The 23904-nt window shown below is 61.4% G+C and carries 24 protein-coding genes and 1 pseudogene; 16 read left to right on the forward strand and 9 right to left on the reverse strand.

What is annotated here, in order from left to right; all coding sequences use genetic code 11:
* Window positions 1-49: 49 nt before the first annotated feature.
* Together CJU94_RS30860 and CJU94_RS30865 are read right to left on the reverse strand one after the other, a co-directional pair.
* The gene (locus CJU94_RS30860; protein WP_095422334.1) at window positions 50-358 is read right to left on the reverse strand and encodes a hypothetical protein; all 309 of its coding nucleotides are present in this window, start codon (window positions 356-358) and stop codon (window positions 50-52) included.
* 12 nt (window positions 359-370) lie between these two features.
* Window positions 371-952 (reverse strand): RNA polymerase sigma factor, encoded by a 582-nt coding sequence (locus CJU94_RS30865; RefSeq protein ID WP_208645382.1) that lies wholly within the window; start codon window positions 950-952, stop codon window positions 371-373.
* Window positions 953-1289: 337 nt separating this feature from the next.
* Between CJU94_RS30865 and CJU94_RS30870 the strand changes: the two are divergent.
* The 10 genes and pseudogenes from CJU94_RS30870 to CJU94_RS30910 form a co-directional block, all read left to right on the forward strand.
* A pseudogene (locus CJU94_RS30870) lies at window positions 1290-1832 on the forward strand (amino acid ABC transporter permease); the annotation flags it as partial.
* A 78-nt stretch (window positions 1833-1910) separates the two neighbouring features.
* On the forward strand, window positions 1911-2588 hold the full coding sequence (locus CJU94_RS30875; protein WP_244221024.1) for an amino acid ABC transporter ATP-binding protein: 678 nt from the start codon (window positions 1911-1913) through the stop codon (window positions 2586-2588).
* A gap of 134 nt (window positions 2589-2722) precedes the next feature.
* Window positions 2723-3523, forward strand: a complete 801-nt coding sequence (locus CJU94_RS30880; RefSeq protein ID WP_244221025.1) for a transporter substrate-binding domain-containing protein — start codon at window positions 2723-2725, stop codon at window positions 3521-3523.
* A gap of 114 nt (window positions 3524-3637) precedes the next feature.
* On the forward strand, window positions 3638-3751 hold the full coding sequence (locus tag CJU94_RS41590) for an AAA family ATPase (RefSeq protein ID WP_208645383.1): 114 nt from the start codon (window positions 3638-3640) through the stop codon (window positions 3749-3751).
* Window positions 3752-3769: 18 nt separating this feature from the next.
* On the forward strand, window positions 3770-4186 hold the full coding sequence (locus tag CJU94_RS30885; RefSeq protein ID WP_208645384.1) for a gluconokinase: 417 nt from the start codon (window positions 3770-3772) through the stop codon (window positions 4184-4186).
* 10 nt (window positions 4187-4196) lie between these two features.
* Entirely contained in the window at window positions 4197-4952 is a 756-nt protein-coding gene (locus CJU94_RS30890; protein WP_095422872.1) for a glucose 1-dehydrogenase, read from the forward strand.
* Between the two features lie 678 nt (window positions 4953-5630).
* Window positions 5631-7019: a class I SAM-dependent methyltransferase gene (locus CJU94_RS30895; protein ID WP_095422336.1), complete on the forward strand. Its 1389-nt coding sequence runs from the start codon at window positions 5631-5633 to the stop codon at window positions 7017-7019.
* 21 nt (window positions 7020-7040) lie between these two features.
* Window positions 7041-8375: a sensor histidine kinase gene (locus CJU94_RS30900; RefSeq protein ID WP_095422337.1), complete on the forward strand. Its 1335-nt coding sequence runs from the start codon at window positions 7041-7043 to the stop codon at window positions 8373-8375.
* Window positions 8376-8382: 7 nt separating this feature from the next.
* A complete protein-coding gene (locus CJU94_RS30905; protein ID WP_095422338.1) occupies window positions 8383-9504 on the forward strand; it encodes a hybrid sensor histidine kinase/response regulator in 1122 nt (373 codons plus the stop codon).
* Window positions 9504-10505 (forward strand): response regulator, encoded by a 1002-nt coding sequence (locus CJU94_RS30910; protein ID WP_095422339.1) that lies wholly within the window; start codon window positions 9504-9506, stop codon window positions 10503-10505. The genes CJU94_RS30905 and CJU94_RS30910 overlap by 1 nt, the downstream gene beginning before the upstream one ends.
* A 188-nt stretch (window positions 10506-10693) precedes the next feature.
* Here the strand turns inward: CJU94_RS30910 and CJU94_RS30915 are convergent, their stop codons facing one another.
* Window positions 10694-11113: a hypothetical protein gene (locus tag CJU94_RS30915; protein WP_095417045.1), complete on the reverse strand. Its 420-nt coding sequence runs from the start codon at window positions 11111-11113 to the stop codon at window positions 10694-10696.
* On the opposite strand from CJU94_RS30915, the gene CJU94_RS30920 reads away from it, so the two are divergent.
* Window positions 11112-12359, forward strand: coding sequence for an ISL3 family transposase (locus CJU94_RS30920; protein ID WP_095417046.1), 1248 nt, complete (start codon window positions 11112-11114; stop codon window positions 12357-12359). The genes CJU94_RS30915 and CJU94_RS30920 overlap by 2 nt on opposite strands.
* A gap of 311 nt (window positions 12360-12670) precedes the next feature.
* On the opposite strand, the gene CJU94_RS30925 is transcribed toward CJU94_RS30920, so the two are convergent.
* Window positions 12671-13918 carry an ISL3 family transposase gene (locus CJU94_RS30925; RefSeq protein WP_095417046.1) on the reverse strand — a complete coding sequence of 416 codons (1248 nt, stop codon included), beginning with the start codon at window positions 13916-13918 and terminating at the stop codon, window positions 12671-12673.
* Between CJU94_RS30925 and CJU94_RS30930 the strand changes: the two genes are divergently transcribed.
* Complete coding sequence (locus CJU94_RS30930; protein WP_095417045.1) at window positions 13917-14336, forward strand: hypothetical protein; 420 nt, start codon at window positions 13917-13919, stop codon at window positions 14334-14336. The genes CJU94_RS30925 and CJU94_RS30930 overlap by 2 nt on opposite strands.
* Window positions 14337-14380: 44 nt before the next feature.
* Window positions 14381-14845 (forward strand): DUF2846 domain-containing protein, encoded by a 465-nt coding sequence (locus CJU94_RS30935; protein ID WP_095422340.1) that lies wholly within the window; start codon window positions 14381-14383, stop codon window positions 14843-14845.
* A gap of 157 nt (window positions 14846-15002) precedes the next feature.
* Here CJU94_RS30935 and CJU94_RS30940 read toward each other — a convergent pair whose 3' ends face one another.
* From CJU94_RS30940 to CJU94_RS30960, 5 genes are all read right to left on the reverse strand, one after another.
* Window positions 15003-16004, reverse strand: a complete 1002-nt coding sequence (locus tag CJU94_RS30940; RefSeq protein WP_095422341.1) for a transketolase family protein — start codon at window positions 16002-16004, stop codon at window positions 15003-15005.
* The gene (locus CJU94_RS30945) at window positions 16001-16846 is read right to left on the reverse strand and encodes a transketolase (RefSeq protein ID WP_095422342.1); all 846 of its coding nucleotides are present in this window, start codon (window positions 16844-16846) and stop codon (window positions 16001-16003) included. Before CJU94_RS30945 ends, CJU94_RS30940 begins: the two co-directional genes overlap by 4 nt.
* 38 nt (window positions 16847-16884) lie before the next feature.
* The gene (locus tag CJU94_RS30950; protein WP_095422343.1) at window positions 16885-18213 is read right to left on the reverse strand and encodes an MFS transporter; all 1329 of its coding nucleotides are present in this window, start codon (window positions 18211-18213) and stop codon (window positions 16885-16887) included.
* 75 nt (window positions 18214-18288) lie between these two features.
* Window positions 18289-19038: an SDR family NAD(P)-dependent oxidoreductase gene (locus CJU94_RS30955; RefSeq protein ID WP_095422344.1), complete on the reverse strand. Its 750-nt coding sequence runs from the start codon at window positions 19036-19038 to the stop codon at window positions 18289-18291.
* A gap of 102 nt (window positions 19039-19140) precedes the next feature.
* Complete coding sequence (locus tag CJU94_RS30960; protein ID WP_095422345.1) at window positions 19141-20037, reverse strand: LysR substrate-binding domain-containing protein; 897 nt, start codon at window positions 20035-20037, stop codon at window positions 19141-19143.
* Between the two features lie 190 nt (window positions 20038-20227).
* Between CJU94_RS30960 and CJU94_RS30965 the strand changes: the two genes are divergently transcribed.
* From CJU94_RS30965 to CJU94_RS30975, 3 genes are read left to right on the forward strand one after another with little or no spacing between them, the layout of a single operon-like run.
* Window positions 20228-21772: an ATP-binding cassette domain-containing protein gene (locus CJU94_RS30965; protein ID WP_095422346.1), complete on the forward strand. Its 1545-nt coding sequence runs from the start codon at window positions 20228-20230 to the stop codon at window positions 21770-21772.
* 39 nt (window positions 21773-21811) lie between these two features.
* Entirely contained in the window at window positions 21812-22807 is a 996-nt protein-coding gene (locus CJU94_RS30970; protein ID WP_095422347.1) for an ABC transporter permease, read from the forward strand.
* A 25-nt stretch (window positions 22808-22832) separates the two neighbouring features.
* Window positions 22833-23855 (forward strand): substrate-binding domain-containing protein, encoded by a 1023-nt coding sequence (locus CJU94_RS30975; RefSeq protein ID WP_095422348.1) that lies wholly within the window; start codon window positions 22833-22835, stop codon window positions 23853-23855.
* Window positions 23856-23904: the final 49 nt, after the last annotated feature.

Raw genomic sequence — 23904 nt, forward strand, 5'->3', positions numbered from 1 at the left:
GTTTTCTCCGCGCTAACCGGGTTCGACTAGTGAAGGGTCTCGCGCGTACTCAATCTTCCGCGCGTGTGCCGGGCCGCGAGCGCCAGCCTGCCTGCAGACGTTCCCGTTCCTCCGGTGTCATGACATCCCATTTGCGCCACAGTCGCCGCTCGCGGCAGCCGCCGTGTCCGCGGAAGCCGCCAAACAGAATCCGGCTCAGAACCAGCAGGCCGAGTGCATGCGCGAAATCGATCGTGCGGGCGTCGACGAACAACGCCGGAACCACCCAGTTCCATAGCGTCATGACCGCCCACCCCAGCACGCCTATGCCGATGACCACCAGCAGCGCTTTACCTGCACATCTGATTCGAAATTTCATAGGTCAACTCCTTTAAATATCCAGTTCGTCGTAAATGGCCTGCAGCCGGGCGCGCAGATGCAGAACCGCGTAGCGTTTGCGTGCGAGCAGCGTATTGAGCGTGACTCCGCTTTCAGCCGCGATGTCTTTGAAGGACCGGCCTTCGAGTTCGTGCGCGATGAACACGTCGCGTTGATTTGGCGGCAACTCGTCGAGCGCATCCTGCAGTGCCTTGAGCAATACAGCGCGAGCGTATTGGGCTTCGGGACCCGCATCGTGTGCCGGAAGGTTCAGGTCGAGGCGATACTCATTGCCGGCTTCATCGTCGTCGTCGAACAGGTCCGACAGCGGCTCTTCCTTCTTCTTGCGAAAACGGTCGATGATGCGATTGCGCGCGGCGCGGAAGAGCCACGCGCTGGCCTGTTCGATCGGCGCCGGAAGCCGGTAGGCCTGCACGAATTCGTGGAAGACGTCCTGCAGGATGTCCTCGGCATCGTGCGGATCGCGTATGCGACGCCGGATGAAATTGACGAGCCTCGTACGCTCACGCACCACGGTCGCGGTGATGTCGCTGTCTCGTTCGGTCATCGTGCCCGGGGTGGGTGGTGGTTCCATGCGTCTGAAGACGTTTCAGGCGCGCAAATATTGTGGCCGGCTAGAAAAATTCCGCCAGTCAAATGTGTGTGGCGCCGACGCTCGGTCATGGAGGCCGTCGCGTTCATGCCAGCTCACGCCAGCCGAACTCGCGATCTGACCGTTGCCGTTTGCCGGCCGGCGCGCAAGCTTCGCACGCCTTCTGCCCCCGACAGCATCAAATCCCGGCAGCCGCTCAATGCCGCGCAGTCGGGATCAGCATGTGCTCGCAACCGTCGCCCGTTGGCCCCCTTGCCAGACGACATTCTGCTCCGAATACGGGAAATCCCCAGTGCGGTATTCCTTGTGCGACCTGGGCGGTATTCCGCTCCTCATGGTGATTTTCTGGGTGTACTTTCTCGTTCCCGTTCTGACCGGTTATCCGGTCACCGGATTCGTCACCGTGCTGTGCGCGCTGGTGATCTACGACTCCGCCTATCTCGGCGAGATCGTCCGGGCCGGCATCGAGGGACTGCCGAAAGGACAGGCCGAGGCTTCGCGTGCGCTTGGCATGAGCTACATGAAGACCAGGCGCGCGGTCATCCTGCCGCAGGCGCTCTACAACGTGGTGCCGAGCATGGTCACGCAGTTCGTGTCGACCATCAAGGAAACCTCGCTCGGTTACATCATCAACGTGCAGGAGATTTCCTTCGCCGCGGATCAGATTAACAATGGGCTGCTGACCACGCCGTTCCCCGTTTATCTGATTCTCGCCTTGAGCTACTTCGCCCTCTGTTATGCGCTGACGCAGCTTGCGCGGTAGCTGGAGCGGCGCGTGACACGCAAGCGCGCCGGTGTCGTGGCGAAAGCGCGGAAAACCGGCCCTGTCGCGCTCGCCGATCCGCTGCCCACCGAGAACTAGGCGTTCAATCACTTCGAGGTAATTCGCATGATCAAATTTTCCAGCGTCAACAAATGATACGGCGAATATCACGCTCTCGTGGACGTGAACGCCGACGTTCGCAAAGGCGAAGTCGTGGTGGTGTGCGGACCGTCCGGATCGGGTAAGTCGACGTTGATTCGCACCGCCAACCGGCTCGAGGAAATCAATCGCGGCCAGATCTTGTTCGACGGCCAGGACATTCACGACAGGAAGCTGGGCCTGAATGCGTACCGCAGCCGTGTCGGTTTCGTGTTTCAGCAGTTCAACCTGTTTCCGCATCTATCCGTGCTGGACAACATCACGCTTTCGCCAATGCGTGTGAACGGCCTCAAGCGTGCGGAGGCGGAAAGCAAGGCGGCGGATTTGCTGTCACGCGTCGGTCTGTCGAACAAGGCCAAGGCGTTCCCGCCGCAATTGTCCGGTGGCCAGCAGCAACGTGTCGCCATTGCGCGCGCATTGGCGATGGACCCGTCGGCCATGCTGTTCGACGAACCGACCAGCGCGCTCGACCCCGAGATGGTCGGCGAAGTATTGAACGTGCTGAAGAGTCTCGCGCAGGAAGGCATGACCATGATGTGCGTCACGCATGAGATGGGCTTTGCGCGTGAAGTCGCCGATCGCGTGTGGTTCATGGATGCGGGGAAAATTCTCGAAACAGCGGAACCGGAAGAGTTCTTCTTGCGTCCGCAACACGCCCGCGCGCAGCGATGCCTGTCCGACCTTCGCACGCATTGAGGCAACGGGTTTGCCGCAGTGGTTCGGATTGCGTCACCTTTGATCAGCAATGGGTTGCTTTACACATACACTTCAGGAGCATCACGATACAGGTAAAGAAGATTTTCGCGGGGATGGTGGTCGTGGGCGGTGCGGTGGCATCGATCGCCCCGGCGCATGCTGATCAACTGGCCGATATCAAGAGTCACGGCGAGTTGAGTTGCGGCCTGTATTCGAACGTCGAGCCGTTCTCGTATCCGAATGCGCAGACGCGTCAGCTCGAAGGCATGGACGTAGACCTGTGCAATGCCGTGGCGAAACAACTGGGCGTGAAGGCGAAGCCGGAGCCGCTGGCCGTGGAAGCGCGCATTCCGCAACTGAAGCTCGGGCGCGTCGACATCGTGGTGGCGAATCTGGCCTACACCAAGACCCGCGCCACGCAGATCGCCTTCAGCGACTCGTGCTACTCCACCAAGGAAGTCCTGGTCGTGAAGAAGGCCGACGCCAGCAAGAAGCTGGCTGATTTCACGGGGCAGAAGATCAGTGCCGCCGACGGCTCGACGTCCGCGCAGTCGATTCCGATTTCGATCAAGGATGGCCAGGCGGTGACCTTCCACGAAACCAGTTCGGCGTTTCTCGCACTCGAGCAGAACAAGGTCAAAGGCTTCGTCACCAATCAGACGACCGCCACGAAGATCGCAAAGCAGGTGGACGGCACGGACGGCGCGGTGGCGATTGCGGCGGAGCCGATGCTGATCGAGCCGATCGCGGTGGGCTTGCGGCAGAACGAGCCGGCCATGCTGAGCGCGGTGAATAAAGCGTTGGCGGCGATGGAGCAGAGCGGCGAGATGAGCACGATCTTCAACAAGTGGCTTGGACCGAAGACGCCTTATGGCCTGACCCGCACTGACAAGGTCACGCCGATCGGCCAGCTCAAGTTCACGCCGGTGTCCTGACGCGAAAAGGGGGGCGGGGCGGCGGTGCGTCGGGATCGACTCGCCGCGGCCTGTTGAATGACCGGCGCGATCTTGTCGATCGCCCGCCGCAACAACGTGGCTGGATTGTGCAACGTGACAGATAAGATAGTGGTGATGGGCGTATCGGGCTCGGGCAAGTCGACGCTCGCGCGCGAACTGGCCGTCGCGCTGGAAGGCGTCTTTATCGAAGGGGACGAGCATCATTGAGCGGCAAGCCGTGAGAAGATGTGTCGCGGCATCGCCTTGTGCGACAGTGACCGCGAGCCGTGGCTGGACCGGCTCTCCGGACGCATGATCGAGATTCAGGGCGCGGCGGTGCTGTCCTGTTCCGCGTTGAAGCGCCGTTACCGGGAGCGTATGCGCGCGCGTGTCGCGCGGCTGCGCTTCGTGTTTCTCGACATTCCCCTGTCCGCGGCGATGGCGCGCGTGGCGGCGCGGCCCGATCATGAGTTCCCCGCGACCTTGGTCGCGGATCAGTTCGATACGCTCGAATCGCCGGCGGGTGAAGCCGGCGTGCTGCATCTCCGTGCTTCGCAAGACAGCGCCTCGAATTTGAAGGAGGTGATGCAATGGCTGAACGCACCCGATGGTGCTCGATGGAAATCGGACGAATTAGCTTCGAGGAGAAGTGGAGTTGAATAGCAATCTGAACATGTTTGATCTGTCGGGGCGCCGGGCGCTGGTCACCGGGTCGAGTACCGGCATTGGCTATGCGCTCGCAAAAGGTCTGGCCGGCGCCGGCGCCGAACTCATTCTGAATGGCCGTAACGCGGCGAGGCTGGCGGAGGCTGTCGGCCGGTTGCGCGATGAAGGGGCCACCGTTCATGCCGCCGGCTTCGACGTGACATCGGCTGACGAGGTGGAAAAGGCGATCGGCGATATCGAACGCGAAATCGGCGCCATCGACATTCTCGTCAACAACGCCGGCATGCAGCGTCGCGCGCCGCTTGAACAGTTCTCCCACGAGCAGTGGCAGGAGTTGATGAAGACCAACGTCGACAGCGTGTTCCTGGTCGGGCAGGCGGTGGCGCGGCATATGATCGGGCGGCAGCGCGGCAAGATCATCAACATCTGTTCGGTGCAAAGCGAACTGGGCCGCCCCAACATTGCCGCCTACACCGCGAGCAAGGGCGCGGTGAAGATGCTGACGAAAGGCATGGCGATCGACTGGGGCCAGCACGGCATTCAGGTCAACGGTCTCGGGCCGGGTTACTTCAAAACCGAATTGACCGAGGCGCTCGTCAAGGACGAGACCTTCAGCAAGTGGCTGACCGGACGCACGCCGTCGCGGCGTTGGGGCGATGTGGAAGATCTCGTCGGCGCAGCGGTCTTTCTCGCGAGCAACGCGTCGAACTTCGTGAACGGACACATTCTCTACGTGGATGGTGGCGTGACCGCCACGCTGTAGCGCTCGGGCGAACCGAGCGGCGCTCCGCGGTGGCGGCATCACGCCGGCAGCGATGCACCATGCATATACCGGTTCATCCGCCGCGCCTGCTGGCAGATCGCATGCATCGACAGCGGGGTGTTGCAGTAAGGGTTCTTTGACCGGGAGGCGGCGGCCGGCGTGACCGGATCCCCTCCCTTACCCTTCATGACCGGATCGCGACGCGCGCCGAGTCAGCCCGTCAACCGCTCGCCACGGCCGATATGACCGTTGGGCCTTCTCACAGGCTTTCATTTTTCATGCAGTGCCGCGGCGCACGCCTGCGTCAGTAATCAGCCCATCTGGGCGCCCCCCTATCTGCCAGGCTGATTCCAGCCATCACGGTCATCCTCCTGCCGAAGGCCGCACTAATAGATAAAAGCGGTTCCTCAAAAAACCCATTTCCATCGTATTTAGATGCTCGTCAGGCAAACCCGCCAACAGCCTTCCTCACGAATTTGACGCGGTTCAGAATTAACCGTTGTTGGTGTTACACTGCGACTCGCCGGAGCCATTCTGGCAAAGGGTTTAACGTTGCCAGCGCAACATTGGCTTGAACCACGTCCATGGTTCTTATTCGATGTGGCAAGTGCGGCAGCCAATCACTGGACTTCATCCAACACCCAGCTGCGTTTTCCAGAATCCTCAGGTTCTTATACCGTGTACTCTCAAACGCAAATCGATCCGGTAGTCAGCTTCCGCAACTCGCAACGCGAACAGGTGCGTGGGACAATCATTAACCTCCAGAGAAAATCTTTGGTGATGGAGGTTTATAACCCATACTCGATCGTGCAGGTCAGCGAGGTGTTAAGCGAGCTGAGCGTGCGTATGGGCAGCAAGAATGCCTATTTGGGCAAGGCGGTGGTCGTCAGCCTCGTGAATACCGGCCTTACCGCGGTGGTTTCGCTGGCGCTGATCGACGAGTGGCGCGAGCTTAGCGTCCTGTCCAATGAACCCAGGTCGGTCGGGCGGGAAGCCGAGCTCTTCATCAGCGACTGGGACGCGCGCTTCAATATCCGGCGCGGCTATCAGATCGTGGTCAACGAGATGCGCGCATTCCTCTCGGAAGTGTCGCGCTGGGTTGAACAGGTCGATCTGACCGAGAGCCTGCCGAAGACCGACGGCAAGCTGCGCGAGGATCTGTTCTACGAGCTCGCCACCCCCATCATGCACAAGGTCAAGTCTTATCTCGTGCGGCTCGAGGAAGAGGCCGAACTCGTCGACGTGGAGATTGCGCCCGTGCATCGCACGTACGCGCAAGCGGCACTGCATCCGCTGCTGCTGCGCGCGCCATTTGTTTACCGGACGTTTACGAAGCCGCTGGGCTATGCCGGCGACTACGAGATGGTCAACCAGATTCTGAGCGATCCGCAGCAGGGGCCGACCACCTACTTCCAGATCGTCAATACGGCCTTCCTCAAGGCCGCCGTGGCGACCGCGCACCGGAACCGGATCACGCTGCTGATCGACTTTCTGACGCGCCAGGCCGAAGCGGCGCGCGTAGCCGGCAGACCGTTCCGGATACTCAACGTCGGCTGCGGACCGGCTTTCGAGATCCAGCGCTTCGTGCGCGAATACGCGCAGCCCGATCTGCTGTCGTTCCAGCTGGTGGACTTCAGCGAGGAAACGTTGGCTTTCACGAAGGCCGCCATCGAAGGCGCGGCGGCCGAGGTGGGGAAAAAAGTCGTGGTGGAAACGGTGCATCAATCGGTGCACGATCTGCTCAAACGCAAGATTTCACCCGACGCGACCCAGCGCGAATTCGACGCCGTGTACTGCGCCGGTCTGTTCGATTATCTGTCGGACAAGGTCTGCACACGGCTGTTGAGTTACTTCGCCGCCCGCACGCGTCCCGGCGGCCACTTGCTGGTCACCAACGTGCACTCGGCCAACCCCGAGAAGTACGGCATGGAGCATCTGCTCGAGTGGTATCTGATCTATCGGAACGAGAGCGGCATGCGCTCGCTGCTGCCCGCACAGTCCACCGAACAGAAGCTCTACGTCGACGAGACCGGGGTCAATGTGTTCGCGGAAGCCACGATCCTCTGAACCGTCAGCAGACAGCCATCCATGAGCATCAGTCAACTGCACACAGGCTATCAAACCGAGCTGGCGGACTTTCGCGTGACGTTCAGCCGCGGCGGTGCGTACACGGCCATCGTGCTCGTCCTGCTCGGTGTGGGGTTGGACCATGCGCAGTATCCGCAACTGCAGACTTCGTTCGCCGCTGCGCGTCTGCTCGTCTCGCTGTTGATCGGCGGCATCGTGATCATGCTGAGCACCCCATGGGGGCGACGCTTGTCCCCATGGTTGACGCTGTCCTGGCTGCTGCTGCCGCAGGCCATGATTTCGTGGATGATCTGGCAGACCGACGGCGTTCAGTCGCCCTACTATATGGGGCTGAATCTTGCCATCTTCGCTTCCGGCATCGCATTGCCATTCGGCTTGTGGCAGAACCTGGTGTTCGGCGTGCTGTCGTGCGTCCTGTACCTGCTCGCCTGCCTGCTGCCTCCGCACGGTGCGGTGCCGGTCGGCACGATGACCGTCAACGTACTGCTCCTTCTGTTTGCCGCGGCCGCCAGCGCTGTGTACACCTTCTTCAACGAACGCGTGCGCTTCATGCTGTTTCGCCTGAAGACCGAAGTATCCGAAAAGAATGCCGAGCTCGAGGAGACCAACAGCAAGCTGCTCGATATCAAGGGCCAATTGCTGCAGCAGGAAAAAATGGCGGCGGTCGGCACGCTTGCCGCGGGCTTGTTGCATGAAGTGAACAACCCGGTGAATTTTTGCCTGATGGCGATCGAGGTCGCGCTCGAGGAGCCCGTGACCAAAACGGAGCCGGCGCTGCAGGAGTGTCTTGTCGACGCGAGGCAGGGCATGCAGCGGATCCAGCACATCGTGTCGGACCTCAAGACCTTCGCCTACCGCAAGCCCGGCGCCGAAGCGGAGGCGGGCACACCGTTCCTGTTCGAGAAGGCACTCGATTCGGCGATCCGGCTCATCGCGCATGAGTTGCGCGGCGTTACCGTGACGCGTGAGCTTCCCGCGGACACCCTGGTGCTGGGCGACGAAGCGGCGATCATCGGCGTGTTGATCAATCTGCTTTCCAATTCGGTGCTGGCCATGCGTAAGGCGGGCACCGCCGGACCGACGATTCACATCTCGGTCAAGTGGTCGGACCAACGCCTGCACGTGACGGTACGGGACAACGGACCGGGCATTGCGGATGAGCACCTGGCGCGCGTGTTCGAGCCGTTCTTCACCACCCGCGACGTCGGGCAGGGCCTGGGCCTGGGTCTGTCGATCAGTTATGCCGTGATCGAGCGCCATGGCGGTCTGCTGTACGCTGAGAGCGAACTGGGAAGTTGGGCATCATTCAGCTTCGATCTGTCCCGCGCCCCGTGAGAACCCCATGAACGACATCCGGCAGACGCAGCCCACTATTCTCTACGTCGACGACGAAGAGTTGGCGGGCAAATATTTCGCACGCGCTGTCGATGCGGACTATGAAGTCCTGCTCGCTAGAAGCAGTGACGAGGCGATCGCCGTCCTTCAGCAGGACAGCGCGCGCATTGCCGTGCTGGTCACGGACTTCCGCATGCCGGGCCGCGATGGTGGCGACCTGCTGCGACAGGTGGCGCAGGAATACCCGCACATCGTGCGGATTCTGGTTACTGCTTATGCAGACGTCGACGTGCTGCTGCAGACGGTGAATACCGGTGAGGTGTTCCGCATCCTCGAAAAACCGCTCAGGCCGGTTTCCGTGCGCGAAACGCTTCAAATGGCGATCGAGCGCTATCGCGAACGCGCCATCCAGAATCAGCGGTTGATGGCAATCGACGAGACGTTGGCCTTTCTGGCGCACGAATTGAACACGCCGCTCGCTGCCATTGCGTTGAACGCGAGCAGCATCGAAAATCGCGGTGACGTGGAACACGATTCGCCGCAGGAGATCATCGGCGCCGCCAGATCGATGCGTGAGAGCGCGCAGTATTGCATAGCGGTGGTCTCGTCGTTCTGGCGATCGGTCCACAATGGACACCGGAAACTCGCGGAGGGCGACGCCCGCAGCGAGATCACGGCGCACGGCCTGATCTCCGCTTTGCTCGATACCTATCCGTTCGCAGCGGCGCAGCGGTCGTGGGTACAGGTCGAGATCAATGGCGATTTTCCCGTGGTGACGCAGCCCAACTGCGTGGCGCTCGTGCTCTCTTCGCTATTGTCCAACGCGCTACGCGCGGTTGCGGATGTGCCCTCTCCGTCGGTGCGCTTTACCGTGACGGCAGACCCCGGCCCCCGTATCCGCATCTGCGACAACGGCCCGGGAATTCCCCCTGAAATAAAGGCCCGCCTGTTGACGGACCCGATTACAACGCACGCGAAATCCGGTGGGAACGGCTTGGGCCTGATTCTATGCGACCGCGTCATGCAGTCCTGTGGCGGCGGACTCCAGATCGAGTCCACGTCGGGAGTCGGCACCACCGTCTTGCTGGATTTCCCCCCTATTAAAGGTCAAACGCACAGGAGTTATTGATGAACGAAGCGAAAGCCACACAGGAGTCGTCGGCGGCGATCATCTTCGTCGATGACGAGGCCACGGCCGTGAAATACTTCCAGCGCGCCATCGGAAGCCTGGCGCCAGTCCTGACCGGCGGCTCGGTGGAAGAGGGCAAGGCGCTTCTCGACGCACACGGCGACAGGGTGGGCGTTCTTGTCTCCGACCAGCGCATGCCCGGCGAATTCGGCAACGAGCTGCTGCGCTATGCAAGCGAGCGCTATCCGCATGTCGTACGGATCTTGACGACCGCCTATTCGGAGATCGACCAGACCGTCGCGGCTGTCAATCTCGGTCATATCCACCGCTACATCAAGAAGCCGTGGGACATTGCCGCGTTGCGCATGGAACTGAAGCAGGCGCTCGAACTGTCCGACCTGCGCAAGGAACGCGACCACCTGCTGCGTGAGAAGCTGGGGGTGCTGCAAAAGCAGACTCTCGCCACGCGGATCGGTCTGATTCGCGCGCTGTCCGCCACGCTGATCGGCACCGAGCGCTTCCAGCCGGTGGAGACCTATCTGGCAGCAGCAGTGCTCGCCGATGTGCGGAATTCCGAACCGGACTGGCTGCTGCTGGACTACTCCGATCTGGTCGCGGCCGAGAGCAGCCGGGCCGGCGCTTTTGGCAACATGGTGGCGGCAAAGCTTGCAGAGCTGCGTAACCGAGGCGCCGGTTCCACGGCCGGCGACGCGGTCGCGGCGGTGGCTCAGTCATTGAATGAGGCGGGCATCAAGGTCAGGCGCGAAGCCGATGCTCTGGTCTGGGAGGAGCTTGCCGCACTCGCCGAATTTCTGGGCGAACCGGTTAATCAGGCCGTGTCGACCGGCCATGCGGCATGGTTGGCAAGCCTGCTTTGGCTCGACGAGAATGGCTTTGCACTCGAGCCGCGACGTGAAGGGGATGCCGTCGCGTTCCGGCCCGCTCAATATCGAACTGAGTTTCCCGCCGACCGCCTCGCGGCGTGGATCGAGCAATTCTGAGCGCCGCGGGGGATGGAAGCGGCGTGGTTTGTCCATACGTACCGTTCTGAAACGTCCGGGTGAGAAGTCGTGTATTACTTGGCGGCGATGGTGTTGAAACGAGATTCAATAGCGGCCCGGCCTTTCCGTTGCAGCTCGCGCAAATAAATATGGCTCGTCGGCGGAATCTGTGGGTGGTTTGATGCGATTCATGAGGGACAGAGGAAGCGATAGAGTTTCTTGCAGGTAGCGTCAAAGGCGTTCTGCTCGTGCTCGGAGAGGTGCCTCGAAAGCGGGCCACCGAACTCGTGGATCTCATTGAGAAGCAGTGTGCGGGCATCCATGGCGGCTAAGTCCGGATCGACGTGACGGACTTCGATGAGATGGCCACCAAGCATCCAAAGGTGATCGCGGTGGCGGTGCAACGTTTTGCGGGCATAGCCGTGGGTCAGCAGGTGTTGCAGGAAAGGTGTGAAGACCTTCACGAGCGCCTGTCCGAATGGGATGTCCTCGTCCTCGAAGCGCCATGAGGCAGGCCAGTTCTGCAAGTCCGGGACGTAGCGCTCCAGTGCGTGCGGATCTGAGGTAACAATAGCGTCTTTACTGATTCCCGCGCGCTTGCTAACCATGTTGCTGACCCGCCTGCTCAATGCCTGCCATCATTTTCCCGGCTTCGTCTATGAAAGTGCCCGACTGTGCGAGCAGTCCAAAACCATCGAGATCGACGTGCGGCCACGCAAGGGTTCGAAGCCGATCTGTTCGTGTTGCAACCGGCCTGGCAGCGGCTATGACACGCTCGCATCGCGTAGTTTCGAATTTATTCCGATCTGGGGCTTCGCGGTGATTTTGCTGTACGCCATGCGCCGCGTCGACTGCCGTGAGTGCGGCGTGAAGGTCGAGACGGTGCCGTGGGCCATCGGCAAGCACACGCTGACCAAGGCCTACATGCTGTTTCTCGCGCAGTGGGCACGCAAGCTCTCCTGGAAAGAGACAGCGCAAAGCTTTCGCACCAGTTGGGAGAAGGTTGCCCAGGCGGTGGAGTGGGTGGTCGACTGGGGGCTGGCCCATCGCGAACTCGGCACCATCCGCGCTTTGGGCGTCGATGAAATCCAGTATGGCCGAGGGCACAATTATCTCACGCTGGTCTATCAGATCGAGGCCAGCTGCGTGCGCCTGCTTTGGGTTGGCCAGGAGCGCACGAAGGAAAGCTTCGCAAAGTTCTTCGTCATGATCGGCAAACGGTTGTGCGAGCAGGTCGAGTTCGTCTGCTCGGACATGTGGCGGCCCTACATCGAGATGATCGCACTACATTGCCCCAACGCGCTGAACATCCTCGACCGCTTCCACATCGTTGCCAAAATGAACAAGGCGATCGACGAGGTTCGCGCCGAGGAAGCTCGCCGCATGACCCGCGACGGCTATGAGCCAGTCCTCAAGAAGTCCCGCTGGTGTTTGCTCAAGCGGCCAGAGAACCTTACTGACAATCAGCGACTGCGCCTGCGCGATCTGCTGCACTACAACCTGCGCAGTGTCCGCGCCTATCTTCTCAAGGAGGAGTTCCAGCAGATCTGGGATTACATCTCGCCTGTCTGGGCAGGCAAGTTCCTCGATCAGTGGTGCACCCGGGTCATGCGCTCACGCATCGAACCAATGAAGAAGTTCGCACGCACCGTGCGCGCCCATCGAGAACTGATTCTCAACTACTTTCATGCGCGCAAGCAGTTCTCCAGCGGAATCGTCGAGGGTTTGAACAACAAGGCCAAAGTCACCATGAGAAAAGCGTACGGCTTCCGGACGTTTCGAACGACGGAAATCGCGCTATATCATGCACTTGGCAATTTGCCCGAGCCGCCGACAACCCACACTTTTTACTGACGAACCATAAATATAACCAATCTGCGCCGACGCCAGTCGACAGTGAAAAGGCCAAAGCAAGGCGGACGGTCCGGTTAAAGTCCGCCATAAAAAAGCCGATATAACCCAAAGGAAGATGCAGAGAATCGCCGTACACGCGAGGTAAGCGTGATCGGATGCGCATTGCTTGAAGCGTGACGCATCCGGGCGATTCGACGGCCTGCCGGCCGTATCGAGCATTGACCCTGATCCCACGCCGGCTGGCCTCGTTCAAGGGCTTGACCGTTCAAGACTCGTATTCAGCACCGAAAAGGAAAAATAAGAAAGGTTCGTCAGTAAAAAGTGTGGGTTGTCGGCGGCTCGGGCAAATTGCCAAGTGCATGATATAGCGCGATTTCCGTCGTTCGAAACGTCCGGAAGCCGTACGCTTTTCTCATGGTGACTTTGGCCTTGTTGTTCAAACCCTCGACGATTCCGCTGGAGAACTGCTTGCGCGCATGAAAGTAGTTGAGAATCAGTTCTCGATGGGCGCGCACGGTGCGTGCGAACTTCTTCATTGGTTCGATGCGTGAGCGCATGACCCGGGTGCACCACTGATCGAGGAACTTGCCTGCCCAGACAGGCGAGATGTAATCCCAGATCTGCTGGAACTCCTCCTTGAGAAGATAGGCGCGGACACTGCGCAGGTTGTAGTGCAGCAGATCGCGCAGGCGCAGTCGCTGATTGTCAGTAAGGTTCTCTGGCCGCTTGAGCAAACACCAGCGGGACTTCTTGAGGACTGGCTCATAGCCGTCGCGGGTCATGCGGCGAGCTTCCTCGGCGCGAACCTCGTCGATCGCCTTGTTCATTTTGGCAACGATGTGGAAGCGGTCGAGGATGTTCAGCGCGTTGGGGCAATGTAGTGCGATCATCTCGATGTAGGGCCGCCACATGTCCGAGCAGACGAACTCGACCTGCTCGCACAACCGTTTGCCGATCATGACGAAGAACTTTGCGAAGCTTTCCTTCGTGCGCTCCTGGCCAACCCAAAGCAGGCGCACGCAGCTGGCCTCGATCTGATAGACCAGCGTGAGATAATTGTGCCCTCGGCCATACTGGATTTCATCGACGCCCAAAGCGCGGATGGTGCCGAGTTCGCGATGGGCCAGCCCCCAGTCGACCACCCACTCCACCGCCTGGGCAACCTTCTCCCAACTGGTGCGAAAGCTTTGCGCTGTCTCTTTCCAGGAGAGCTTGCGTGCCCACTGCGCGAGAAACAGCATGTAGGCCTTGGTCAGCGTGTGCTTGCCGATGGCCCACGGCACCGTCTCGACCTTCACGCCGCACTCACGGCAGTCGACGCGGCGCATGGCGTACAGCAAAATCACCGCGAAGCCCCAGATCGGAATAAATTCGAAACTACGCGATGCGAGCGTGTCATAGCCGCTGCCAGGCCGGTTGCAACACGAACAGATCGGCTTCGAACCCTTGCGTGGCCGCACGTCGATCTCGATGGTTTTGGACTGCTCGCACAGTCGGGCACTTTCATAGACGAAGCCGGGAAAATGATGGCAGGCATTGAGCAGGCGGGTCAGCAACATGGTTAGCAAGCGCGCGGGAATCAGTAAAGACGCTATTGTTACCTCAGATCCGCACGCACTGGAGCGCTACGTCCCGGACTTGCAGAACTGGCCTGCCTCATGGCGCTTCGAGGACGAGGACATCCCATTCGGACAGGCGCTCGTGAAGGTCTTCACACCTTTCCTGCAACACCTGCTGACCCACGGCTATGCCCGCAAAACGTTGCACCGCCACCGCGATCACCTTTGGATGCTTGGTGGCCATCTCATCGAAGTCCGTCACGTCGATCCGGACTTAGCCGCCATGGATGCCCGCACACTGCTTCTCAATGAGATCCACGAGTTCGGTGGCCCGCTTTCGAGGCACCTCTCCGAGCACGAGCAGAACGCCTTTGACGCTACCTGCAAGAAACTCTATCGCTTCCTCTGTCCCTCATGAATCGCATCAAACCACCCACAGATTCCGCCGACGAGCCATAAGAAATGAAGTTGAAGAAATTGATTCCGCTGTGCGTCTCGTTGTTGGTGATGGCGGGATGCGCATCCGTGCCGATGGGCGATCCGCAGAAGGACGCGGCACTGAAAACTTTCAATGCCCCGCAGAATAAAGCGGCGATCTATGTATATCGGAACGAGAGCATGGGTGCTGCGGTGAAGATGCCGGTCACCGTGGATGGCCAGGTTCTCGGCGACACGTTAGCCAAAACCTATCTGTACACGGAAGTCGAACCGGGTTCACATGAACTGGTGTCTAAAGCGGAGAACGATTCGACGCTCAAAATCGACACGGTGGCCGGTAAGAACTATTACGTCTGGCAAGAAGTCAAGATGGGTATTCTGTATGCGCGCAGCAAGCTGCAGTTGGTCGACGACCAAACCGGCCAGGGCGGCGTGAAGGAATCGAAACTGACAGTCGCGCCAGCGGCTCAAGCCAGCGCGGCCAAGTAAAGCCGAATTGTTGAATATCGCAGCGGATTGAGATCGGCACCCCGGCAGCTTCAAGCGCGTCATGAACATGCGTGCTTTGCCGGGGCGGTGAAGTCCATGAGGTTGGCTCGAAGCCGATGCCCCGAGCCGGACTCCACCCCCGGTTACGCATGTTCGCTTACGCCAGCCACCCCTTGATCGTCTCCGCCATGACCGAGGTCGAAATGCCGTAGCGGTCATGGAGCGTGGGCAGGGCCCCGGCCGCGAGGAACGCATCCGGCAGTCCCACCTGCCTGAACGGACACGACACGCCCGCGCGCATCAATTCCGCGGCGACGGCTTCTCCCAGACCGCCGATCACCGTATGGTTCTCCGCCACCACCACGAGCCGGCCCGAGCGCCTTGCTTCGCGCAAAATGGTTTCGGTATCGAGCGGCTTGATGGTCGGCACGTGGAGCACGCCGACTTCGACCCGATCTTTTTCGAGCGCTTTGGCTGCTTCGAGCGCGCGCATCGTCATGATGCCGGACGAGATGATCAGCACGTCTGCACCGTCACGCAGCATCTTTGCCTTGCCGAGTTCGAAGGTGTAGTCGTATTCGTCGAGCACGGCGGGCACGTTGCCACGCAGCAGGCGCGCATACACCGGTCCTTTGTGGGCGGAAATCGCCGGCACCATCTGCTCGATGTCGAGCGCGTCGCACGGATCGATCACGGTCATGTTCGGCATGGCGCGCATCAACGCGAGATCTTCCGCCGCCTGGTGGCTCGGCCCGTAGCCGGTCGTCAGGCCCGGCAGCGCGCAGACGATCTTCACGTCCAGATTGTCTTCGGCAATCGCCTGATGCATGAAGTCATAGGCGCGGCGTGTTGCGAATACCGCATATGTGGTGACGAACGGTTGGGCGCCTTCGTGCGCGAGGCCGGCTGCCGCGCCCATCAGCAGTTGCTCGGCCATGCCCATCTGGTAGTAGCGCTCCGGGAATTCCTTGCCGAAGATATGAAGGTCGGTGTACTTGCCCAGGTCGGCCGTCATGCCGACGACATTTGCCTTCTGCCGGGCCAATTCCACCAATGCGTGGCCGAAAGGCGCCGAGCGCGTGATCTGTCCTTCACCGGCAATGGATGCAATCATCGCCGAGGTTTTCAGACGCGGCTTGCTGATCGTTGCGTTGCTCATGCTTGTCTCCCTGCTTCGAGTGCCTGAAGCGCCAATTGCCATTCATGGGCATCGACGCGGATGAAGTGATTCTTCTCGCGTTCTTCGAGAAACGGCACACCGCGCCCCATGTGGGTGTCGGCGATGATCATGCGCGGTTGCGCGACGGGATGGTTGCGGGCCGCATCGAACGCGGCGGCCACGGCGGCGATATCGTTGCCGTCGACCCGTTGCGTAAACCAGCCGAATGCCTGCATTTTTTCGGTGAGCGGTTCGAACGCCATGATCTGCGTCGACGGCCCGTCGGCCTGCTGGTTGTTCACGTCGACCACCGCGATCAGGTTATCGAGCTTCCAGTGGCTCGCGGACATGATGCCCTCCCAAATCGCGCCTTCATCCAGCTCGCCGTCGGAGAACAGCGTGTACACGAACGCTTTCGAGTTCTTGCGCTTGAGACCGAGGCACCGGCCCACGGCAATGGTGAGCCCGTGACCGAGCGAGCCGCCCGACATCTCCATGCCGGGCGTATAGCTGGCCATGCCGGACATCGGCAGGCGGCTATCGTCGCTGCCGTAGGTTTCAAGCTCTTCGGCAGGCAGAATGCCCGCTTCGAGCAGTGCCGCATACAGGGCGATCGCGTAATGTCCGTTGGAAAGCAGGAAGCGGTCACGCTCTTCCCACTCGGGGTCTTCCGGGCGATAGCGCATTGCGCCGAAGTACGCGACGGCCAGCACGTCGGCGATGTCGAGCGCCTGGCCGATGTAGCCTTGCCCCTGGACCTCGCCCATCAACAGGGCGTTTCTGCGGATGTGGTAAGCGTGCTCGGCAAGTGCTGCCGTCGATGCGTTGGATGGACTGTTCATGTCGTCTCCTGGGTTTGGTCGGAATGGTTGAAAGAGAATCAGCGGTTCACCGATTTCGCGGGCACCAGGAAGACAAAGCAGGCACCCAGTGTGACGGCGGCGGAGATGAAGATCAGCCCCGCGGTCGATTTGCCCGTGAGGTCGTTCAGCCACCCCACGATCGCCGGAGAAAAGAAGCCGGCGAGATTGGCGACGCAGTTCACGGCGGCGATCCCGGCGGCGGCTGACATGCCGCCTAGCAGCGCGGTCGGCAGCGACCAGAACTGCGAGGACGCGGCGAGGATGCCGGCTGCCGCGACGCTCAAACAGACGATCGAAGCCGCGACGCTACCGAGCGCAGGCAACACGGCGAAGCCTGCCGCCGCGACCAGCATCGGAATCGCCAGATGCAGCCGACGCTCGCGGTGATGGTCGGCGCTCATGCCGATCAACGGCAGCGCGATGATCGCGCACAGGTACGGAATGGCGGTGAACAAGCCCACCCACAGCGGATCCGCGACACCGGACTTGCGGATGATCGTGGGCAGCCAGAAGGTCAGCCCGTACTGGCCGAGCACCACGCAGAAGTAGATCGCGGCCATCAGCCACAGGCGACGATCGCCGATGAACGACCTGATCGAGAGGTGGGCAATCTTGTGCACATTGTCGGCGGCGACATTGCGGGCGAGCAGGGTCTTTTCCGATTCGTTGAGCCATTTGGCTTTGGCAATGCCGTCATCGAGATAGAGCAGGATCGCGATACCGAGCACGAGCGACGGCAGCGCTTCGAGCAGGAACAGCCATTTCCATCCGGCCATCTCCATCGCGCCTTGGAGCGAGTGCATGATCCAGCCCGACAGCGGACCGCCGATCATGCCCGCCAGTGGAATCGCCATGAAGAACAGCGACAACGCTTTCGCCCGCCGCGCAGCGGGAAACCAGTAGGTCAGATAGAGAATCACGCCCGGGGCAAAGCCGGCTTCGGCGACACCCAGCAGAAAACGGAGCACGTAGAAGGCCGTGGGCGATTTCACGAAGATGAAACTGGCGGAGATCACCGCCCACGTCAGCATGATTCGCGCGAGCCACTTACGCGCGCCGACGCGGTGAAGCACCAGATTGCTAGGCACTTCGAACAGGAAATAGCCGAGAAAGAAGATGCCCGCGCCCATGCCGTACACGGTTTCGCTAAAGCGCAGATCGTTCAGCATCTGCAGCTTGGCGAACCCGACGTTGACCCGGTCGAGATACGCACCGAGGTAGCACAGCATCAGGAAGGGGATCAGCCTGCGGCTGACTTTCGCATAGGTCTTCGACTCGAAGCTGGTCGAGTCCGTGGGTGCCGACATATCGCCCGTAATGGGCGAAGCGGTGTATTTCGATTTCATCTTTGTCTCCATCCATGGCCCCGTGGTTGGTCCCGGGTGCCTGGGATACGGCGTCGCCCTCGCGGACGGACTCCGTCAGTGAATGAGCATGCCGCCGTTCACGTCGAGCGTGATGCCCGTGAGATAAGTCGACAGGTCGCTCACGAGGAACAGGCACGCGTTCGCGACATCGGCCGCGTCGCCTAAGCGGCCGAGCGGGATACCTTTGATGATATCCACGCGCATCTCGGCGGTGAGTTTGTCGCCGGTGATGTCGGTCTGTATCAGACCCGGCGTGATCGAGTTGATGCGAATGCTATCGGGACCGAATTCGCGCGCCATGGCGCGTGCGAGGCCGAGTACGCCGGCTTTCGCGGCGCTGTAGTGCGGACCGCCGAAAATGCCGCCGCCGCGTTGGGCGGACACCGACGACATGCAGACGATGCTGCCGCCTTTCTGCTCTTTCATTGCGGGCAATACGGCTTGCGACATGTAGAGCGTGCCGCGCAGGTTGACGTCGACGATGGCGTCGAAGCCCTCGGCGGTGATGTCGAGCGTGCGCACCGGCTGGGTGATGCCGGCGTTGTTGATGAGTCCGTCGATGCGGCCATAGCGTTCGAGCGTGGCCTTGGCGGCCTTCACGCAGGCGTCTTTGTCGGTGACGTCGCAGGCGAGCCCAAGGTGGGCGTCGCCGAGATCGGCGGCGGCCTGCTTCGCGTCCGCTTCGCGCAGATCGAGGATGACGATGCGCCCGCCCTGCGCGGCCAGGGCTTTGGCGGTGGCTTTGCCGATGCCGCGCGGCGAAGCCGCGCCCGTGACGATCACAACCTTGTTGTCGAGCAGCATATTTGTCTCCTGAGTGTTGATGTGATGGCGCAGTGTCCGCCGCGCGGCCACTCGCATCAACACCTTGGCGCTCAACTATGTTTGAGAAATTTTCAGGTGACGCTACGCCGCCCGATTCGGGTGACCGATTTCCCGTTCGATCCAGGCGATGAACCGCGCCACGCGCGGCAGTTCGGCGTTCTGAGGCGGGTAAACCAGATGATGCGCGCCCACTTCGACCGAGTGTGTAGCGTCGAATACCGGCACGAGCCGGCCTTCCTTGATCCGGACCGACGCGAGCATCTGGCTCTCGAGCGCGATGCCGAGGCCGAGCGCGGCTGCCTCGAGCGACATATATGAGCGGTCGAAAGAGAAATCGAAAGTCTTCTGGGCAGCGCTCACGCCGGTGCGTCCGAACCATTGTTTCCACTGGACCAAGGGCGTCTCCGAGTAGATCAGACGGTGCTCCAGCAGGTCTTCCGGCGTTCTGACCGGATGGCTTTCCAGGTATCTCGGCGAGGCTAGCGGCGCGATGAATTCATTGCGCAGCGTCCTGACCTCGAGATCGCGCCAGTTGGCGTAGCCGTGCCGCAAATCGATGTCGTAGTAGCCGCTGGTAAACGAGACGTCTTCATAGGAGCACGCCAGATTCAGCTGGATGTCGTCGTTGGCGGCCTGAAACGATTCGAGCCGCGGCAACAGCCACATGAGCCCGAAGCTGGGGCTGGAATGCACACGCAGGATATCGACATCGGCGCGGCTCGACGCGCGTTCGGTCGCGCGGCTCAGATCGGCGAGCGAGCCCGTCACGTCCGACAGATAGCGCTCGCCTGTGGGCGTCAGCACGAGCCCCCGGCCCGATCGATAGAACAGCGGTTGGCCGATGATCGCTTCGAGGTTGCTGATCTGATGGCTCACCGCCGAAGCGGTCAGTCCAAGTTCCTCGGACGCGCGATTGACGCTTTTGGTCCGGGCCACGCTCTCGAAAGCGACGATGGCTTTCACGGGTGGGATGCGCATAGTGAAATTTATTTCAGTCGCAGTTGAATGAAACCGCCTTGTTCGCTTGCCGCCCGCACTGCCATTCTGTGGGCAAACCGCGTAACAGCGGCGCTCAAGTTGTCTTGATGCTGCCCCTGGCGATGAAAGGGCAGTACCGCGGCAAACCATAGACATATATTGCGCAGCAGCAACTGCGCAGGAGACTGCGATGAATTATCCGTCCTTTCTGCTGACGGCGCGTTCGATCGTCAAAAGCTTCGGGCCGACGAGCGTGTTGAAGGGTTTCGATATTTCGATCGCTGCAGGCGAAGTGCACGCCTTTCTCGGCGGCAACGGCGCGGGCAAATCGACGCTCATCAAAATCATCTCCGGCCAGTTCGACCGCGACGGCGGCACCCTCGAATTCGATGGTCAGGACATCGGCGCATCCGCAGGCGGCCATGTCGCGGCCGGCACCATTGCGGTTGTCAATCAGGAACTGGCGCTGCTGCCGCATCTTTCGGTCGCTGAAAACATTGCCATGCCGCGCTTGCGGCGCGGATCGGCCCGCTATAGCGAACGCGCTTCAATGACCGTCGCCGTCGAAGCGCTCTCGCTGATCGATCCTCACTTCGCACGCGAATCGGCGGGGCGGTTGGTCAGCGGCCTGACGCTGCACGAGCGTCAGCTGGTGGAGATTGCCCGCGCGCTCGGCTCGGGGGCGAAGCTGCTGCTGCTCGACGAACCGACCGCCAACCTGACCGCCGCCGAAACGGCGCGGCTGTTTTCGGTGATACGCCGGCTGATCGCCGACACGGGACTCGCGGTGCTGTTCGTCTCGCATCGAATGCGCGAAATCCGCCAGATCGCCGACGTCTGCACCATCATCCGCGACGGCAGGACAGCGGTGGACCGTGCCGCGCTCGACACGATCACGGACCGCGAGATCATCGAATGCATGGGGCAGAGTGTCCTTGTCGACGAAGCGGCGCAAAGCGTCGCGGAGCATGCGGAGTCGACGCAGGGCGCGCCGCTCGTGGAGCACGACGGCCACGGCGGCGCTGAGCCGCGCTCCGCGGGCGTGCTGCGTATCGAGCGTGACGGCGTGGCGATCGAGGTTCCGCAAGGCGCGATTGTCGGCCTCGCGGGCGCGCCGGTCGGGCCGTCTTCCCTGATCGACGCGTTGACCGGCATCGCCCCCGCGGGTGCATGGGCCATCACGCGTGACGGTGCCCGCGTCAGCTACGCCCATCCCTCGGCTGGCGCGCGCGACGGTGTCGGCTTCGTCTCCGGCGACCGTTCCAGCAAAGGCATTCTTGCCACGCTGCCGATCGTCGACAACCTCGTCGCGGCGGCGCGCGTCGTCAACCGGCGGCATGTGGTCGGTCGCGCTGAAGTGGTACAGAGCACCCAACTGCTCGAGGCGCTGAAAATTCGCGCCGGCTCGTTGTGGGACCTGCCGGCGACGCTGAGCGGCGGCACCCAGCAAAAGCTGCTGGTCGCCCGCTGGCTATTGCTGCGACCCAGGTTGCTGGTGCTCGAAGAACCGACCCGCGGTGTGGATATCCGCACCAAGCGGGAGATCTACGCGCTGATCCGCAAGATGGCGCAGCAGGGCACGACGATTGTCTGGTGGTCGACCGAATACATCGAGCTCGTGGAGTTGTGCGACACGGTGCTCGCATTCGACCTCGACGGCAAGCCGACCGAAGTGCTGCGTCATGCCGATGTCAATGAAACGCAACTGGCCGCCGCAACCGGCATGGCTGCCTGAAGCGCCTTTCACTCGAACGATAATTATCTGGAGACAGTCATGAAATCAGTCACTCACGCGGTCGCGGACGGGCATCGGCCGCCTGGCGGCGCGCTGCGCCGCTTGCTGTCGACGTATCGCACGGAAATCGCCATTGCCATCGCCATTATCGTGATCGAGCTCGCGGTCGGCGTGATCGTGCCGGCCGCACTGTCCGGCGGCAACATCTCCAATGTGACGCAGGCGGCCGCGCCGCTCGTGATCATGGCGTTCGGCGTGCTGCTCGTGATCATCACGGGCGGGATCGATCTGTCGGTCGGCTCGGTGTTTTCGCTGACCGGCATGGTCACGGGGCTCGCCATGGCGCACGGTCACGGCGCGCTCGTCAGCAGTCTCGCGGGATTGTCGGTTGGACTGATGATCGGCGCACTCAACGGCGCGCTCGTGACCTTCGTCGGGCTCGCGCCTTTTGTCGTGACGCTGAGCACCTATGCGATCGCGGGCAGCCTTTCATTCATCGTCACCGATGGCCATTCGCTGCCCATCTCCGATCCCGATTACTACCTGCTCAATTCGGGGACCTTGATTCCGGGCATTCCGAATTACGCGCTGTGGTGCGTGCTGCTGCTCGTCGCAATCGAATATTGCCTGCGTAAGGTCGTCGCCGGGCGCTGGCTGTATGCGATCGGCAGCAGCAGTTCATCGGCCCGCGTGATCGGCATTCCGGTCAATCGCGTCCGGCTCGGCGCCTATCTGCTGTCGGGGCTGTTCGCTTCGTTCGCGAGCATCGTCAGCGTGTCCTACATCAGCAACGCGGAAGCGACTGCGGGATCGAGCCTGATGCTGCAGGCCATCGCCGCGGTCGTGATCGGCGGCGCGAGTCTGTTCGGCGGAACGGGCTCGGCGATCGGCGCGCTGCTCGGCGCATTGATGATCACCATTATTCAGAACGGCGCGAACCTCATCGGCGTCAACAGTTTCTGGCAAGGCACCGTGACAGGCGTCGTCATTCTCATTGCGGTCCTCGTCGACCGCGTTACCAAGGCCCGGCGTTAAGCACGGGCCCATTCAGGAGACGGAAATGAACAAGCGCGCATTGCAATCGGCAAGCAGGTTTTCAGGCCGGCCGCTCGGACGGCTGATCGGGGCGTCGGCATTGGCACTCGGCATGGCCCTCGCGTCGCAGGCATCGCTCGCCGCGGACCGGCAGACGGTCGCGTATATCGCGCCTTCGCTGGATATCTCGTACTGGCAGTGGGTCGCCTATGGCGTCAAACAAAGGGCGAAGGAACTCGGCATGGACTACGTCGAATTCACCTCCGAGAATTCCCCCGCCAAGCAGATGGACAACGTTCGCACCGCAATGACCCGCGGCGTGAGCGCGATCGTCATGGGGCCGGTCAGTTCGACCAGCACGCCGCCGGTGCTGCGTCTGCTGAAGTCGAAGTCGATGCCAGTCGCGTTCACCGGCATCGGGCCACAAGCCGGTCAGACAGACTATACGTCGGCGGTCACCGCCAACAACTACGAGACCGGCAAGGCGCAGGGCAGCTACGTTTGCAAGCTCGCGAAGGAGCGTGGCAGCAACAAGGTGGCGGTGCTGTCGCTGCCGCAGGATCGCGAGAACGCGCAGAAGTATCTGAAGGGCGCGCAGGAGTCGTTCAAGGCCGATGGCTGCGAAGTCGCCCAGATACTGGAGACACACGGCCTGACCGTCAACGAAGCCGTCACTCAGGCGAACGACGTGCTGACCGCGCACCCGGAGGTCAAGGCGATCTACGGCATGTACGACGAGGCCGCCACGGGCGCCGCGAAGGCGTTGCAAACGCGTGGCATGGTCGGCAAGGTGGCGATCGTGACCGCCGACGGCAGCCCGACGACGATCAAGCTTTTGCGCGATGGCGCGATTCAGGGGATTTTCCTGCAGGAGGCGGTGGGGCAGGGAATCGATGCGACCACGCAGGTCTTCAATGCATTGAACCATAAGCCGACCACGCAGGAACTGGCGCTCAAGGAGCCGCTCGTTACGAAGGAGACGATCGACCATCCTGAAGCGCAGGCGACGGTCAAGCGCGTCTATCCGCCGTCAGCCGGCAATTACTGATGGACCGGTGAAGAGGGCGCCGCCGTTGCACGGTGCGAGCGGCGCCGTG

The organism is Paraburkholderia aromaticivorans, from assembly GCF_002278075.1.
GTDB lineage: Bacteria > Pseudomonadota > Gammaproteobacteria > Burkholderiales > Burkholderiaceae > Paraburkholderia > Paraburkholderia aromaticivorans.